Source organism: bacterium, from assembly GCA_021372775.1.
Lineage (GTDB): Bacteria > Acidobacteriota > Polarisedimenticolia > J045 > J045 > JAJFTU01.
On sequence record JAJFTU010000425.1, the window covers coordinates 17,348 to 31,475 of the forward strand.

General features: G+C 72.9%; 15 protein-coding genes and 4 tRNA genes. 16 read left to right on the forward strand and 3 right to left on the reverse strand.

Features of this window, described 5'->3' with window-relative positions:
- Positions 1-16: 16 nt before the first annotated feature.
- Together LLG88_14605 and LLG88_14610 are read right to left on the reverse strand one after the other, a co-directional pair.
- Complete coding sequence (locus LLG88_14605) at positions 17-253, reverse strand: YtxH domain-containing protein (protein MCE5248139.1); 237 nt, start codon at positions 251-253, stop codon at positions 17-19.
- Positions 254-266: 13 nt separating this feature from the next.
- Entirely contained in the window at positions 267-626 is a 360-nt protein-coding gene (locus tag LLG88_14610; GenBank protein ID MCE5248140.1) for a hypothetical protein, read from the reverse strand.
- A 96-nt stretch (positions 627-722) separates the two neighbouring features.
- On the opposite strand from LLG88_14610, the gene LLG88_14615 reads away from it, so the two are divergent.
- The 9 genes from LLG88_14615 to ispD all read left to right on the forward strand — a co-directional run bounded on the left by LLG88_14615 (position 723) and on the right by ispD (position 9,319).
- Positions 723-1,691: a hypothetical protein gene (locus tag LLG88_14615; GenBank protein ID MCE5248141.1), complete on the forward strand. Its 969-nt coding sequence runs from the start codon at positions 723-725 to the stop codon at positions 1,689-1,691.
- The gene (locus LLG88_14620; GenBank protein MCE5248142.1) at positions 1,688-3,664 is read left to right on the forward strand and encodes a hypothetical protein; all 1,977 of its coding nucleotides are present in this window, start codon (positions 1,688-1,690) and stop codon (positions 3,662-3,664) included. Before LLG88_14615 ends, LLG88_14620 begins: the two co-directional genes overlap by 4 nt.
- Before the next feature lie 109 nt (positions 3,665-3,773).
- On the forward strand, positions 3,774-4,223 hold the full coding sequence (gene rplM / locus LLG88_14625; GenBank protein ID MCE5248143.1) for a 50S ribosomal protein L13: 450 nt from the start codon (positions 3,774-3,776) through the stop codon (positions 4,221-4,223).
- Positions 4,224-4,283: 60 nt separating this feature from the next.
- Positions 4,284-4,676, forward strand: a complete 393-nt coding sequence (gene rpsI / locus LLG88_14630) for a 30S ribosomal protein S9 (GenBank protein MCE5248144.1) — start codon at positions 4,284-4,286, stop codon at positions 4,674-4,676.
- A gap of 101 nt (positions 4,677-4,777) precedes the next feature.
- Positions 4,778-5,629, forward strand: coding sequence for a 30S ribosomal protein S2 (gene rpsB / locus LLG88_14635; GenBank protein MCE5248145.1), 852 nt, complete (start codon positions 4,778-4,780; stop codon positions 5,627-5,629).
- A 56-nt stretch (positions 5,630-5,685) separates the two neighbouring features.
- Positions 5,686-6,567 (forward strand): translation elongation factor Ts, encoded by an 882-nt coding sequence (tsf, locus tag LLG88_14640; GenBank protein ID MCE5248146.1) that lies wholly within the window; start codon positions 5,686-5,688, stop codon positions 6,565-6,567.
- Positions 6,568-6,687: 120 nt separating this feature from the next.
- Complete coding sequence (gene pyrH / locus LLG88_14645; protein ID MCE5248147.1) at positions 6,688-7,431, forward strand: UMP kinase; 744 nt, start codon at positions 6,688-6,690, stop codon at positions 7,429-7,431.
- A 4-nt stretch (positions 7,432-7,435) separates the two neighbouring features.
- Positions 7,436-7,993: a ribosome recycling factor gene (frr, locus tag LLG88_14650; GenBank protein ID MCE5248148.1), complete on the forward strand. Its 558-nt coding sequence runs from the start codon at positions 7,436-7,438 to the stop codon at positions 7,991-7,993.
- Between the two features lie 117 nt (positions 7,994-8,110).
- Positions 8,111-9,319, forward strand: a complete 1,209-nt coding sequence (gene ispD, locus LLG88_14655) for a 2-C-methyl-D-erythritol 4-phosphate cytidylyltransferase (GenBank protein MCE5248149.1) — start codon at positions 8,111-8,113, stop codon at positions 9,317-9,319.
- A 44-nt stretch (positions 9,320-9,363) separates the two neighbouring features.
- On the opposite strand, the gene LLG88_14660 is transcribed toward ispD, so the two are convergent.
- Positions 9,364-10,041, reverse strand: a complete 678-nt coding sequence (locus tag LLG88_14660; protein MCE5248150.1) for a hypothetical protein — start codon at positions 10,039-10,041, stop codon at positions 9,364-9,366.
- A gap of 141 nt (positions 10,042-10,182) precedes the next feature.
- Between LLG88_14660 and LLG88_14665 the strand changes: the two genes are divergently transcribed.
- From LLG88_14665 to LLG88_14695, 7 genes are all read left to right on the forward strand, one after another.
- Positions 10,183-11,604: a glutamate--tRNA ligase gene (locus LLG88_14665; protein ID MCE5248151.1), complete on the forward strand. Its 1,422-nt coding sequence runs from the start codon at positions 10,183-10,185 to the stop codon at positions 11,602-11,604.
- A complete protein-coding gene (gene rlmB / locus LLG88_14670; GenBank protein MCE5248152.1) occupies positions 11,601-13,265 on the forward strand; it encodes a 23S rRNA (guanosine(2251)-2'-O)-methyltransferase RlmB in 1,665 nt (554 codons plus the stop codon). The genes LLG88_14665 and rlmB overlap by 4 nt, the downstream gene beginning before the upstream one ends.
- 39 nt (positions 13,266-13,304) lie before the next feature.
- Positions 13,305-13,381: transfer RNA gene (locus tag LLG88_14675), tRNA-Thr, on the forward strand.
- A 117-nt stretch (positions 13,382-13,498) separates the two neighbouring features.
- Positions 13,499-13,584 (forward strand) — tRNA-Tyr (locus LLG88_14680).
- 62 nt (positions 13,585-13,646) lie between these two features.
- Positions 13,647-13,722: transfer RNA gene (locus tag LLG88_14685), tRNA-Gly, on the forward strand.
- An 80-nt stretch (positions 13,723-13,802) separates the two neighbouring features.
- Positions 13,803-13,878, forward strand: a tRNA-Thr gene (locus tag LLG88_14690).
- Between the two features lie 76 nt (positions 13,879-13,954).
- On the forward strand, positions 13,955-14,128 hold a 174-nt coding region (locus tag LLG88_14695), incomplete at its 3' end, for a GTP-binding protein (GenBank protein ID MCE5248153.1).

The window sequence follows — 14,128 nt, forward strand, 5'->3', positions numbered from 1 at the left end:
TGGCGAGAGGAGGACTTCAGGCCTGGTCGGTGTCGGGGACGCCGTGGCGGGAGAGCTTCTCGCGCGCCGAGCCGTAAAGCTCCTTCACCTTGGTGCGCGCCTTCTCCGCGGCGTCGCCCGCCCAGCGGCCGATCTCTTCGCGGGTTTCGCGCCCGGAGCGGGGCGCGGTGAGGAGCGCGATTCCCGCGCCGACGAGGCCGCCCAAAACGAAGGCGCCCAAAATGGTCATCGTGTTGCCTTCACGTTCGCTCATCCGAGTCTCCTTCCTACTTGGAGGCGTCGCCGCTCGCGGCGGCCTTGCGTCTCTTGTAGGCGGTGTAGATGCCGGCGATCGCCGCCGCCGCCGCCGCCCAGGGCCCGGGACGGGCCGCGCCGCCGATCGAGGCGACGCGCTCTCCGATCCGGGTCAGCGCGCTGGTCGCCCGCGCGGCCGATTCGCTGACCTCGCGGATGTTGTCCAGCGCCTCTTCGGCCTTGGGACCTAGCCGTTCAAGCGTTTCCCGCACCGCCCGCGCGGTCGCGCGGACCTCGAACAACGCCATCATCAGCGCCGTGGTGATCCCCGCGAGGAGAATCACGACGGCCGTCCCGACCATCACCAGCAGAACAGAGTTCGATTCGCTCATAGCGCGACATTTTTAGCACCGGTCGCGGCCGCTGTCTCTGCCCTTTCGCTCGGGAATGAGCGGCGGGCGCCGGGCCCGGGCTACAATCCGGTCGCCATGGTCCAAAACCCCCGCTCTCCGCTGGTCTTCTCGTTCGCCGCCCCGCCGGACCCCGGCGTGGCCGAGGCGATCGCCTCCGTTCCGGGCGTCGAAGTCGTCGTCCATCCCGGCCTGCGCGGCCCCGAACTGGCCGCCGCGGCGCGCGGCGCCGACGTCTTGATCGTCCGCTCCTGGCAGCGGGCGACGCGGGAAGTGCTCGCCGCGGGGGCGGGGCGCCTCGCCGCGGTCGTGCAGGCTTCGGCCGGCCTCGACAACATCGACCACGCCGCCGCCGCCGAGCTCGGCGTGCGCGTCGTCGGCGTCGATCCGGGGAACGCGACGTCGGTCGCCGAACTGACGCTGCTCTCGCTCCTCGCGCTGTTCCGCAACGTGCGCGGCTACTGGGCCGGGGGCGGGGTCGCGGCGTGGCCGGACCGCGAGACGCTGCGCGACCGCGAGATCCGGCGCAAGACGCTGGGGCTCGTCGGCCTCGGCCGCGTCGGCTCGCGCGTCGCCCGCCGCGCGGCGGCGTTCGAGATGCGCGTTCTGGCCTACGACCCGTATCTCGCGGACGCGGACTTCGCGGCGCGGGGGGCGGAGCGGATCCGCTCGCTGGACGAGATGCTGCCGCTGCTCGACGCCCTCTCGCTGCATTGCCCGCTGACCGACGAGACGCGGGGGATGATCGACGCCCGACGGCTCGACCTGCTGCCGCGCGGAGCGGTCGTGGTCAACACCGCCCGCGGCGCCGTCCTCGACCTGCCGGCGGTCGTCCGCGCGCTCGACGCCGGACGCCTGCACGGCGCGGCGATCGACGTCTGGCCGGAGGAGCCGCCGCCGGCCGGCGCCGCGGCGCCCCGCCACCCGAAGATCCTGCCGACGCCGCACCTCGCGGGACACACCGCCGAATCGCACCGCGAGCGGGCGGAGAACATGATCGCCGCCCTCGGCCGCCTCGCCGCCGACCGGCGCGGGACGGGCCGATGACGCGGGTCGCCGCGTCCCTGCTGGCGCTCGGCGCGTCGGCCTTCGCGTGGGCGGCCCAGCCGCCGGCGACGCCGCCGATCGAGACCGCGGGACCCGGCGGCTCGTCGCAGTCGGCGGTGGTCGTCGATTCGAAGATCGCGGGGGTCGTCCTCTGGCCCGCCGTCGCGACCGACGATGGTCCGCTCCCCGCCGGGTCGCTTTCGCTGGCCGCGCAGACGGCCCTCGACGCCGCCCTCGCCGGCGAGCCGGACGTGCGCCCGATCTTCGAGCCGGGGCTCGGCTTCGTGGCCGTCGGGGCGCAGCTCCCCGGACCGGACGAGGATCGGCTGAAGCGGATTCTCGCGCGCCTCGCCTCGCCGCCGGCCTCGGTCGCGGACGGCGCAAAGGCGGCGCTCGACGCCCGCGCCGCCCGCTGGAGCGAGCGCTGGAGCGATCCGCTGGTCCGCGCCCGCTTCGCCGCCGTGGCCTTGGCCGCCCCCGGCGTCTTCGGCGCCTGGAGCGCGGACGCCGACGCGGGCGCGGCGGTTCCCCGCGGCGGGGACGGGGCGGCGGCCGTCGTCGCCGCGATCCGCCGCAGTCCGATCGAGATCCGCGCCGCGGGCGCCGCCGGCCTGGCCGGCCGGTTGGCCGCGGCGCTCGAAAACCGGATCGGGGTGCTGGCCGAAGGGCGGCCCCCCGAGACCCCCGCCGCGCCGGCGGCGGTCCTCCCGGCGCCGGTCCCGAGCGTCCACGCCGACGAAGTCGGCCTGGCGCTCGCCTTCCGCGTCCAGCCGGAGGACGTCGTGGACCTCGGGGCGGCGTTGCCGGTCTTCTTCGAGAGTCTGGCCGAAGGGCCGGGCTCGTTGCCGCAGCGGCTGCGCGTGGCGTTGAACAGCGCCGCCGGCGCGTCGGTCGACGTCTACGCCGCGCCGGGCGGGGGCGCCTACCTCTGCATGGCGGTGCGCGCGCCGAAGGCCCAGGCCGCCGCGGCCTGGCAGGTCCTCGCCGGAACGGTCGCCTCGGTCCGGGCGCTGCCGATGATGGAGGGCGGCGTCTTCCGCGCGCGGCAGCGGCTCGACGAACAGGCCGCCGCCCGCAACGCGGACGCCGGCGCCACGGTGCGCCGGCTCGTCGCCGAAGAGGCGTGGGCGTGGCCGCCGACCGATCAGGACCGCCCGGTGACCGCGGTGGACGTGCGGCAGGCGGCGTTGCGGGTGCTCGCTCCCGATCGGCGGACGGCGGCGGTGGTCGGCGTCGTGCCGGACGATCTCCTGGCCGCCGACGGGCTGAAGGGCGCGGTCCGTCTCGACTGGTCGCGGCTGAACGTCGAGGAGCCCTCGTCGGCGCCGCGGCCGGCGAGCGATCCGGCCGCCGTGGCCGCCGCCAAGGCGGTCTACGTCGCCTTGGCCGGGGCGGCGGCGGAAGACGCGCTGCCGGCGTACGTCGCGCGCTACGACGTCCGCGAGGAGACGCCGCTCGGCCTGTCGCGATTGGAGCTGACGGTCGAAGGGGGCGCCCAGGGAACGCAGTTCACCGCGTCGACGAAGAAGTGGACGCTCAAGGCCAAGGCGGGGGACGAGGGGGCGGAGGCCCAGCTCCCCGGCGCGTCCGGCGCGGCGACGCTCGTGGACGCAGACCGCGTTCCGGCTCTCGTCTACCGCGAGCCGGTCGTCTTCGCCGCCGCCGCCGCGCGCGGCGTGATTCCGGTGACGCTGCACGACGTCGTCGTGGACGGCGTTTCCTGTCCCGGGCTGCGGGTGGAACTCGACGAAGGGTCGGTGCTGCAACTGGCGCTCGACCCGGCGACGCGCGTTCCGCGGGCCATGCGCTTCTGGTTCAACGGCAAGGACGCGGCGCGGGCGCCGGACGAGGAAGTCACCTACGTCGGGGGCTGGCGGCTGGTCCGCGGAATCCGCGTCGCGGAGAAGTACAAGATCGACGGCGGCATCGGAGGGGCGCGGGAGGCCGCGCTCCTCGAGTGGAGCTGGAAATAGCATTTGACACGCGGGCCGGCGGCGGGCATCATCCTCCGGCTCGCGCGCCTCGCTGGAGGCGCGGCCACGCTATTTTTGCGCAGCGCGCGTCAGAAAGAAGGGATCGACCATGAGGACGTACGTTCCTTCGCCGGATGAAATCCCGCACGGCTGGTGGGTGGCCGACGCGGCCGGCATTCCGCTCGGCCGGTTGGCTTCGGTCGTCGCGGCGATTCTGCGGGGCAAGAACAAGCCCCAGTTCACGCCGTTCCTCGATGCCGGCGACTTCGTGGTCGTCGTCAACGCGGACAAGGTCGTTCTGACCGGGCGCAAGCTCGACCAGAAGATCTACCGCCGCCACAGCGGCTACCCCGGCGGCCTCAAGGAGATCCCGGCCCGCACGATGCTCGCCGAGCGCCCCGAGCGCGCGGTTGAGCTGGCGATCAAGGGGATGCTCCCCAAGAACCGCCTGGGCCGGAAGATGTTCACCAAGCTGAAGGTTTACAGCGGCGCGGAACACCCGCATCAGGCCCAGCAGCCGAAGACGCTCGCCGTGGCCGAGTTGGCCGGCGCCCGCTGACCGTAAGGGCCGGAGTGGCCGGCCGCGGGGGCGGGAGGTTCGACCCGCCAGAGGTTCGAGATGGAGACGACCCAGTACTACGGCACGGGGCGGCGGAAGGAAGCCGTGGCGCGCGTTTTCCTGCGCCCGGGGACCGGCGAGTTCAAGGTCAATGGCCGCGCCTTCGAGGACTACTTCCCGCAGCCGGTGCTGCGGATGATGATCCAGAAGCCGCTCGACGTGACGGAGAACGCCGGCAAGTTCGACGTGCTCGCCAACATCGCCGGCGGCGGCCTCACGGGCCAGGCCGGCGCGTTCCGTCTCGGCATCGCGCGCGCCCTGCTCGAGGCCGACCAGGCGAACCGCTCCAAGCTGAAGGTCGAAGGTTTGCTCACCCGCGACGCCCGCGAGGTCGAGCGCAAGAAATACGGCCAGAAGGGCGCCCGCGCCCGCTTCCAGTTCTCGAAGCGGTGATCGACGGGCGGCCGCCCTGCCGGCCGCCCCGCGCCCTTCCGGCGACAACCCAAGGCGGCGTGGCCCGCGGAGGCGCGGCCGCCTGACGTCCGGAGGTATTCGTGGAAACGAGCACGGTCCAGGTTTCTCTGCGCGAGCTTCTTGAAGCCGGCGCCCACTTCGGCCACCAGAAGTCGCGCTGGCACCCCGCGATGAAGCCCTACATCTTCGGGCTCCGCGGCGGCGTCTACATCATCGACCTGCAGAAGACGGTCGTCCTCTTCAACGAGGCGGTCGACTTCCTGCGCAACCTCGCCGCCGAGGGGAAGACGGTCCTCTTCGTCGGCACCAAGCGGCAGGCGCAGGAAATCATCGCCCGCGAGGCGCTGCGCTGCGAGATGCACTACATCCACCAGCGCTGGCTCGGCGGGCTGCTGACCAACTGGCAGACCGTCAAGCGGTCGGTGGAAAAGATGCGCAGCCTCGACAACCTCGAGACCGACCAGCGCTTCGCCCACCTGACGAAGAAGGAACGGCTCTCGCTGGCCAAGGACCGCTCCCGCCTGGCGAAGACGCTGGAAGGGATCAAGGACCTCCAGCGCCGGCCGGACGCCCTGTTCATCGTCGACACCGGCCGCGAGCACATCGCCATCTCCGAAGCCAACAAGCTCGGGATTCCGGTGATCGGGCTCGTCGACACCAACGCCGACCCGACCGTGATCGACTTCCCGATTCCGGCCAACGACGACGCGATCCGCTCGATCGAGCTGTTCGCGCAGCGCGCGGCGGACGCGATCATCGAGGGACGCAACATCTGGCGCTCGCAGCGCGCCGAACGTCCGGAGCGCCCCGAGCGCCCGGCGCGTCCGGAGCGCGGCGACCGCGGCCCGCGGCGCCGCCGCGAAGAAGGCGAGCGGCCCGCGCCGCCGGCGGAACCGGAAGCCGGTACGCCCGAGGGCGGCGAGGGGAACTGAAACGGACGACGGCCCCGGGACACCGGGGCCGTTTTTGGCTTGCGAGGATCGAGACCATGGCGGTGAGCGCATCGGACGTCAAGAAGCTCCGCGACATGACCGGCGCGGGAATGATGGACTGCAAGGAAGCCCTGACCGAAGCCAACGGCGACTTCGAGGCCGCGGCGGACCTGCTGCGCAAGAAGGGGCTCTCCAAGGCGGCGAAGAAGGCCGGCCGCGAGACGAAGGAAGGGCTCGTCGTCTCCCTCGTGCGGGACGACTGCCGCGTCGGCTCCCTGGCCGAGATCAACTGCGAGACCGACTTCGTCGCCAAGACGGACGACTTCCTCGGCTTCGTGAAGAGCGTCGCGGCGCAGATCGACCAGAAGGCGCCGAAGGACGCGGCCGAGCTGCTCGCGCAGCCGTGGATCAACGACGGCTCGAAGAAGGTCCAGGACGCGCTGGCCGAGCTGATCGGCAAGCTGGGCGAGAACATGGGCATCTCGCGCTGCGCGCGCTTCGAGGCCCCGAAGGGCTACGTCCACAGCTACATCCACCCGGGCGCCCGGGTCGGCGTGCTGATCGAGGTCGAGGCCGACAAGCCGGAGGCCTACGCCAAGGACGAGTTCAAGGCGCTGGCCCACGACCTGGCGATGCAGGTCGCCGCGGCGATGGCGCGCTTCGTCCGCCGCGAGCAGGTGGACGCGGCGACGATCGAGAAGGAAAAGGAAATCTACCGCGAGCAGCTGAAGGACTCCGGGAAGCCGGCCAACGTGATCGAGAAGATCATCGAGGGCAAGCTGAACAAGTTCTTCGAGGACGTCTGCCTGGTGGACCAGCTGTTCATCAAGGACCAGGACGTCAAGGTGCGCGAGGTCGTCGAAAAGGCCGGCAAGGCGGTCGGCGCGACGATCAAGGTCGTGCGCTTCGCCCGCTACGGGCTCGGCGAGGCTCTCTGACCCTCCGCCCCGCGGGGACGGCGATCGGGGCGGGCCATGCGGTCCGCCCCTTCGTTTTCCGCGGGGACGGCGGCGCCGTTTTGGGTTAACCTTTTGCCCGCTTTCCGCGAGGAGCGCGACGTGGACGATCTTCAGCCCGATCTCGGCGCGGCGCCGCGTTGGCGGCGCGTGCTGCTCAAGCTCAGCGGCGAGGCGCTGATGGGCGCCCAGTCGTTCGGGATCGATCCGGAAGTTCTGTCGTCGGTGGCCGCCGAGATCCGCGAGGTCCACGAGCTCGGCGTGCAGCTCGGCGTCGTCATCGGCGGCGGAAACATCTTCCGCGGCGTGGCCGCGGCCGCCCGCGGCGGGCTCGACCGGGTCACCGGCGACCACATGGGCATGCTGGCCACCGTGATGAACTCTCTGGCGCTGCAGGATTCGCTGGAGAAGATCGGCGTGCCGACCCGGGCGCTCTCCGCGCTGGAGATGAACCAGATCGCCGAGCCGTTCGTGCGCCGCAAGGCGATGCGCCACATGGAGAAGGGGCGCGTCGTCGTGCTTGCCGCGGGGACCGGAAACCCGTACTTCACCACCGACACCGCCGCGGCGCTGCGCGCGATCGAGCTCCGCGCCGAGGTGCTGCTCAAGGCGACCAAGGTGGACGGCGTCTACGACCGCGATCCGGTGCTGGACCCGAACGCCGTACGTTTCGAGACCGTGACCCATCAGGAGGTGCTGGAGCGCCGGCTCAAGGTGATGGACAGCACCGCCATTTCCCTCTGCATGGACAACCGCCTGCCGATCGTCGTCTTCGACCTGCGCCGCAAGGGGAACATCGTGCGCCTGCTGCGCGGCGAGCGGATCGGCACCGAGGTCAAGGAGTAGGCCTATGCTCGACGAGCTTTTCGCCGGCACGATCAAGCGCATGGATCAGGCGTTGGACGTGGTGAAGCGCGACCTGACGCAGCTCCGCACCGGACGCGCGTCCGTCTCGATCCTCGAGCGGGTCGCGGTGGACTACTACGGGTCGCCGACGCCGATCAGCCAGTGCTGCAAGCTGTCGGTCCCCGATCCGGGGATGATCGTCGCCCAGCCGTTCGATCCGACGCTGATCAAGGACGTGGAGAAGGCGATCAAGGCCGCCGACCTCGGGCTCAACCCGAGCAACGACGGCAAGGTCGTGCGGATCCCGATCCCGCCGCTCACCGAGGAACGCCGGAAGCAGTTGGCCAAGAAGGTCGGGCAGATCGCGGAGGACGGAAAGAACGCCGTCCGCCAGATCCGCCGCGAGGCGAACGACGAGGTGAAGGAACTGCAGAAGGACGGCGAGATCGGCGAGGACGACAGCAAGCGCGGTCTCGAGAAGGTGCAGAAGATCACCGACGAGCACACGAAGAAGATCGAGGATCTGGCCAAGGCCAAGGAAAAGGAACTGATGGAGTTCTGATCCGGCCGACGGCTGTCGTTTTGCGCGAGGGCGTCCCGAACGGGGCGCCCTCGCTTCGTTTCGGGCGACGCGGCGCGCGAAGCGGCGGCGCTAGAATGGCCCCCTCGCGGAGGGACGATGAGGGAAGAATTCGCGGCGGCGGTCGTGCTCGCCGCCGGATCGGGGACGCGCCTCGGCTTCGGCTATCCCAAGGCGCTCGTCGAGGTCGGCGGCCGCCCGCTCGTGCGCCGCTCGCTCGAGGCGCTCGCGGCGGCGCGGGGCGTCGGCGCGGCGGTCGTCGTCGTCCCCCCGGGGGACGACGGCGCGCGGGTCGCCGCGGCCGCGGCGGGGCCGCTGCGCTTCGCGGACGGATCGTCGGCCGAGCCGATTGTCGTCGTCGGCGGCGCGCGGCGCCGCGATTCGGTGCTGAACGGCGCGCGGGCCGCCGAAGGGGCGGCGCACGTGCTGGTCCACGACGCGGCGCGGGCCCTCGCGACTCCCGCGCTGGCGGAGCGCGTCCTCGAGGCGGCGCGCGTTCACGGCGCGGCGATCCCCGCGGCGCCGGTTCCCGACACGCTGGTCCGCGACGACGGCGGGTTCGTCGGCGACGAAGTGCCGCGCGCCGGCGTCCACGCCGTGCAGACGCCGCAGGGGTTCGAGCGCGCGCTGCTGCTCGCCGCCCACGAGGCGGCCGATCCGGCGTGGGACGCGCCGGACGACGGGACGGTCGCGCGCCGCTTCGGGCGGCGCGTCGCGCTCGTGCCGGGCGATCCGGAGAACCTCAAGATCACCTATCCGGGAGACCTCGCCCGCGCCGAGGCGATCCTCGCCGCGCGGGGGGAGACGACGATGGCCGCGACCCGCACCGGGATCGGCTGGGACGTTCATCCGTTCGCCGCGGGACGGCCCACCGTGCTCGCCGGCGTCGTGCTCGCGGAGGAGTTCGGCCCGGTCGGCCACTCCGACGGGGACGCGCTCAGCCACGCGGTCTGCGACGCGCTGCTCGGCGCCGCCGCCGCGGGGGACATCGGGACGCTCTTCCCCGACACCGATCCGCGCTGGAAGGGCGCGCCGGGCCCCGATCTCGTGCGGCGCACCGTCGCCTTCCTCGCCGAGCGCGGCTTCGCGCCGCTGCAGGTGGACGCGGTCGTCGTCTGCGACGCGCCGAAGATCGGGCCGCGGCGCGACGAGGTGCGGGCCGCGCTGGCCGCGGCGCTCGGGATTCCGGCGGACAACGTCGGCCTCAAAGGAAAACGGACCGAAGGGCTCGGCGGGCTCGCGGGCGGGAAGGGGATCGCCTGCCACGCCGTCGCCGTCGTCGCGCCGCGCGCCCCCGCGCCCCGCTGAGTCTCTTCCGCGCCGCGCGCCGCGACGCCGCGCTGACGCGGCGGTCAGTCGGACGATTCGTCGCGCAGCGCGTCGAGCGTCGCGCGGCCGACGCCGTTGACCGCGCCGTACTTCTCGAGGTGGATCGCCCGCGCCAGACGCCGCGCGAACGCGCGGTCGAACGGGCCGCGCGTCCCCGGCGCCGCGCGGAAGAAGAGGCGCATCGGAATCGGCGCAGGCCCGGCGATCGGCGGCTGGACGTACGGTCCGGGCAGCGCCGCCCCGCCTTGGCGCGCGAAGAACGCCGTCCTCGCGGCGAGGCTGCCGCGGGCCGCGCCCGAGGCGTCCTCTCGCTCGTCCACTTCCCACACCAGCCCGAGCGGCGTCCGCTTCCCGGCGCGGAGGCGCTCCGCGCCGCGCCGCCACGTCTCCTCGAAGAGCGCCCGCCCGATTCCCCATCCGCGCGAGGCCGGATCGACGGCGAGGTAGACGAGAAAGACCGCCGCCGGGTCGCGCAGCAGGTGGGCGAGGGCGAGGCCGCCCGTGCGTTCGCCGCGCCGCGCCCGCAGGGCCAGCCCGACGCCGAGTTCCAGCGAGCGGACGACGACCGCGCGCGGCTCCCGCTCGTCGGCGGGGAATGCGGCGTCGTAGAGACGCCACAGCCCGTCGTCGGCGGCGAGGGCCGCCGCGTCGAGCGTCTCGATTTCAACGGGGGAAGCGGCGCCGGCCGCGTCGTCGTTCATCGCCCCGATTCTCGCCGACCGCGCCGCCCGCCGCACCCCGGCGCGCGCGGGCCGGCGCGCGGCCCGCGACGGCCGCCCCGCCGTCCGGCAAGCGCCGAATCGCCGCGCTTGCTATCGTGGAGCCCCTCAGGGAGTTGAGCCATGACGGTCCGGGTTCGTTTCGCCCCTTCGCCGACAGGGGAGCTGCATCTCGGCGGCGCCCGCACGGCGCTCGTCAACGCATTGTTCGCCCGCAAGACGGGCGGCGTCTTCGTCCTGCGGATCGAGGACACCGACCTCGAACGGAACGTGCCCGGGGCCGAAGACCGCCTCGAGGCCGACCTCGCCTGGCTCGGCATCGTGCCCGACGAGAGCCCGCGGCTCGGCGGCCCGTTCCCGCCGTACCGGCAGAGCGAGCGCACGGAACGGCAGATGGCGGCCTTCGAGCAGGCGAAGGCGGCCGGCCGCGTCTACCCCTGCTTCTGCCCCGCCGGAGCGCAGGCCGAGCACGGCTGCCCCGGCGGCTGCGGCGAGCTCGGCGAGGCCGAGGCCGCCCGCCGGATCGCCGCCGGCGAGCGACCCGCCTGGCGCTTCCGCCTGCTCGACGACGACCGCGCGGTGGACGACCTGCTTCACGGCCACGTCGACTTCGCCGGCGCGCCGGCGCCCGATCCGGTCGTGCTGCGTCCGGACGGCCGGTTCAACTTCCTCTTCGCCAGCGTCGTGGACGACTCGGACCAGAAGATCACCCACGTCGTGCGCGGCGACGACCACCTGCCGAACGCGTGGAAGCAGGCGCAGATGCTCAAGGCGCTGGGGCGCGAGGTCCCGCGCTACGCCCACCTGCCGCTGATCCTCGGGGCCGACCGGACGCCGCTCTCGAAGCGTCACGGGCACTCCTCGGTCGGCGCCGTGCGCGACGCGGGATATCCCCCCGAGGCGATCGTGCTGGCCCTCGCCCACCTCGGCGCGACGCCGCCCGAGGTCGAGCCGGGAACCGACCCTTGGCCGCGGCTCGTCGCGTCGTTCGAGCTCGAGCGGCTCAACACCTCGGCCGCGGTCCACGACCAACCGCGGCTCGAGCACCTCTCCGCGGCGTGGCTGCGGGCGTTGCCGGCGGACGAGTTGGCGCGCCGCGCGCGCGGCCGCGCCGACCGCGACGCGTTCCTCGCCGCTCCCGACGCCGATCCCGAATGGTGGCCGGAACTGCTGGCGCTCTGCTGCCTTTCGCAAACGACGATCGCCGCGGCGATCGAGCTCGCGGCGCGCCTCGCCGGGTGGCCCGGGGGCTGGCCGGAGGGGGAGGAGGGGCCGGCGCCCGCCGTGCTCGACGCGTGGCTCGCGGCGTGGCCGGAGGCCGGGCTCGGCCCGGACCAAATCAACGAGATCGCGCGAAAGGTGACGGCCGAAACGGGCGCGAAGCGCGCCGCGCTGTACCATCCCCTGCGCTTGGCGCTGACGGGGAGCGGTGACGGGCCGGCCTTGGCGAAACTGGCGCCTCTGTTCGACCGCGCCGCTTCCGCCGGGGGGGCGCGCGTCGCCGTCGCTTCCTGCCGGGAGCGTCTCGCGAGGGCACGTCGATGAAGCATGGGCAGCGAGGACACAGCGGACCGCGCCGCGACCGGCCGTGGGAGAAGATGAAGGGCCGCGAGCGCCGCGGGGACGAAGCGCCTCGCGAAGGCGAGGGCGGCGGCCGTCCTTTCGGCGGCCCGCGCCGCGACGACAATCGTCCGCAGGGCGCGCGTCCGTACGCCGGCCCGCGCCGCGACGGCGACCGTCCGCAGGGCGCGCGTCCGTACGGCGGGCCGAGCCGCGACGGCGAGCGCCCGCAGGGCCCGCGTCCTTACGGCGGGCCGCGCCGCGAAGGCGATCGTCCGCAGGGTGCGCGTCCGTACGGCCGCCCGCAGCGGGACGACAGGGGTTCCTACAACGGGCCGCGCCGCGACGAGGAGCGTCCGCAGGGCGCCCGCTTCGGCCGTCCGCCGCGCGAGGAGAGCCGCCCTTACGCCGGCCCGCGCCGCGACGATCGCCGGCCTTACGGCGGCCCGCGCCGCGACGAAGAACGCCCGCAGGGCGCCCGTTCCTACGGCCGCCCGCCGCGGGACGAGAACCGTCCTTACGGCGGCCCGCGCCGCGACGAAGAACGCCCGCAGGGCGCCCGTCCCTACGGCCGCCCGCCGCGGGGCGAGAAGCGTCCCCACGGCGGTCCCCGCAAGGATCAGGGACGCGGCGGCGGTTTCGACCGCGGCGCCGCGCGGCCGCAGGCGGCGCGCGGGCGCCGGACGGAAGAGCCGATCTGGCGCGACGAGTCGCCCGACTGGCGCGACCTCGAGGCGATGGTTCCGGAGGAGCCGCCGGAGTGGACGGGCGGCGCCGCCGAATGGGAAGAAGAGGCGGAGCTCGAGAGCGGCGCGGGCGTCGAGGACGTCGAGGCCGGGACGGCGCCGCGCGGCCGAAGCTCCGAGGCGCCGGCCGAGACCGAGGGAGAGTCGGAGGAAGTGCGGGGCGTGGTCGTCGGGTTCCACCCGGTCCGGACCGCCTTCGAACTCCATCCGCGCAAGATCGAGCGGCTGCTGCTCGCCCGCGGCCAGCGCGACCACCGCACGCAGCAACTGGTCAAGCTGGCCGAGGAACACCACGTCCCGTACCAGCAGGTGCCGAAGGAGGCGCTCGACCGGCTCGCCGACGGCGCGCAGCACCAAGGGGTCGCGGCGAAGCTCTCCGGCGCCGAACTGCTCGGCGAGGACGAGCTGATCGACAAGCTGCCCGAAAACGCCCTGGCGCTGGTCGTGGACGGCGTGCAGGATCCGCGGAACCTCGGCGCGATCCTGCGGACCGCGGCGGCGATGGGGGTGGACGGCGTCTTCCTCCCCGGCCATCGGACGGTCGGCGTCTCCCCGGCGGCCACCCGCACCGCGGCCGGCGGAATCGAGATCGTCCCCGTGGCCCGCGCCGGCAACGTCGGCCAGTTGCTCGAGCGGCTGCAGGACGCCGGGTACCAGATCGTCGCCCTCGACGTCCGGGACGGCGTCCCGCCGTGGAAGGCGACGCTGACCGGTCCCCTCGTCCTCGTCGCCGGCGGCGAGGAAAAGGGGATCCGGCCCTCGGTCCTGGAGCGCTGCGCGGCCCGCGTGACGATCCCGATGCGGGAACTCGTCGGCTCGCTCAACGTCTCCGTCGCCGTGGGGATCGTCCTCGGCGAAACGGCGCGCCAGCGCGGAGGCGAAAACGGCGCCAAGGCTTGACGGTCGGGGGTCCGGCTGCTAGCATCCCGCTTTCGCTGGGCTGGCGTAGCTCAGCTAGGTAGAGCGGCTGATTTGTAATCAGCGGGTCGGGGGTTCGAATCCCTTCGCCAGCTCCAAGCATTACGGAGGCGGCGGGACCGAACCGCCCCCGCGGAAAAGAAGCCGAAACGGCGGCGGGGAGGATTCCGCCTCCGGTTTCGTTCGTTGCAGAGCGGTATTTGGGAGACTATTTCGGAGGGGTTCCCGAGCGGTCAAAGGGAGCAGACTGTAAATCTGCCGGCTAATGCCTTCGAAGGTTCGAATCCTTCCCCCTCCACCATACGCTCGACAGCGAGGACGCAGGACGCCGCGGAGGCGGCGGAAAGAACGAGGAGACGCCAAGCGGGAATAGCTCAGTTGGTAGAGCATCAGCCTTCCAAGCTGAGGGTCGCGGGTTCGAGTCCCGTTTCCCGCTCCAACTCGCGGAGGCAAGGCTGGGCCTGACCGGCGGGCGCCCTCCGTCGTTCTTGGACAAATGCTCGTGGACGAACAAAACGGGCCCATGTAGCTCAGCTGGCAGAGCACCTCCTTGGTAAGGAGGAGGTCACCAGTTCGAATCTGGTCATGGGCTCCATGCTCTTCCGGGTGGACGGCGCCAACGCCGGGCCGCCCCTTGCGCCCATAGGCGCGCCGCGCCGGAGGGGAATCAGATGGCGAAGGAAAAGTTCGAGCGCACGAAGCCCCACGTGAACGTGGGGACGATCGGCCACGTGGACCACGGCAAGACGACGCTGACGGCGGCGATCACGATGACGCTGGCGAAGCGGAACCCGAAGATCCAGGTCCGCTCGTTCGACTCGATCGACAACGCGCCGGAAGAGAAG

Excerpts from the sequence above, each read along its gene's own strand:
- tsf (MCE5248146.1), top strand. The coding sequence starts at position 5,686 with ATGGCGGTGAGCGCATCGGACGTCAAGAAGCTCCGCGACATGACCGGC.
- LLG88_14615 (MCE5248141.1), top strand. The coding sequence starts at position 723 with ATGGTCCAAAACCCCCGCTCTCCGCTGGTCTTCTCGTTCGCCGCCCCG.
- rplM (MCE5248143.1), top strand. The coding sequence starts at position 3,774 with ATGAGGACGTACGTTCCTTCGCCGGATGAAATCCCGCACGGCTGGTGG.
- LLG88_14660 (MCE5248150.1), bottom strand. The coding sequence starts at position 10,041 with ATGAACGACGACGCGGCCGGCGCCGCTTCCCCCGTTGAAATCGAGACG.
- LLG88_14605 (MCE5248139.1), bottom strand. The coding sequence starts at position 253 with ATGAGCGAACGTGAAGGCAACACGATGACCATTTTGGGCGCCTTCGTT.
- ispD (MCE5248149.1), top strand. The coding sequence starts at position 8,111 with ATGAGGGAAGAATTCGCGGCGGCGGTCGTGCTCGCCGCCGGATCGGGG.
- frr (MCE5248148.1), top strand. The coding sequence starts at position 7,436 with ATGCTCGACGAGCTTTTCGCCGGCACGATCAAGCGCATGGATCAGGCG.
- LLG88_14665 (MCE5248151.1), top strand. The coding sequence starts at position 10,183 with ATGACGGTCCGGGTTCGTTTCGCCCCTTCGCCGACAGGGGAGCTGCAT.
- rpsI (MCE5248144.1), top strand. The coding sequence starts at position 4,284 with ATGGAGACGACCCAGTACTACGGCACGGGGCGGCGGAAGGAAGCCGTG.
- LLG88_14620 (MCE5248142.1), top strand. The coding sequence starts at position 1,688 with ATGACGCGGGTCGCCGCGTCCCTGCTGGCGCTCGGCGCGTCGGCCTTC.
- rlmB (MCE5248152.1), top strand. The coding sequence starts at position 11,601 with ATGAAGCATGGGCAGCGAGGACACAGCGGACCGCGCCGCGACCGGCCG.
- LLG88_14610 (MCE5248140.1), bottom strand. The coding sequence starts at position 626 with ATGAGCGAATCGAACTCTGTTCTGCTGGTGATGGTCGGGACGGCCGTC.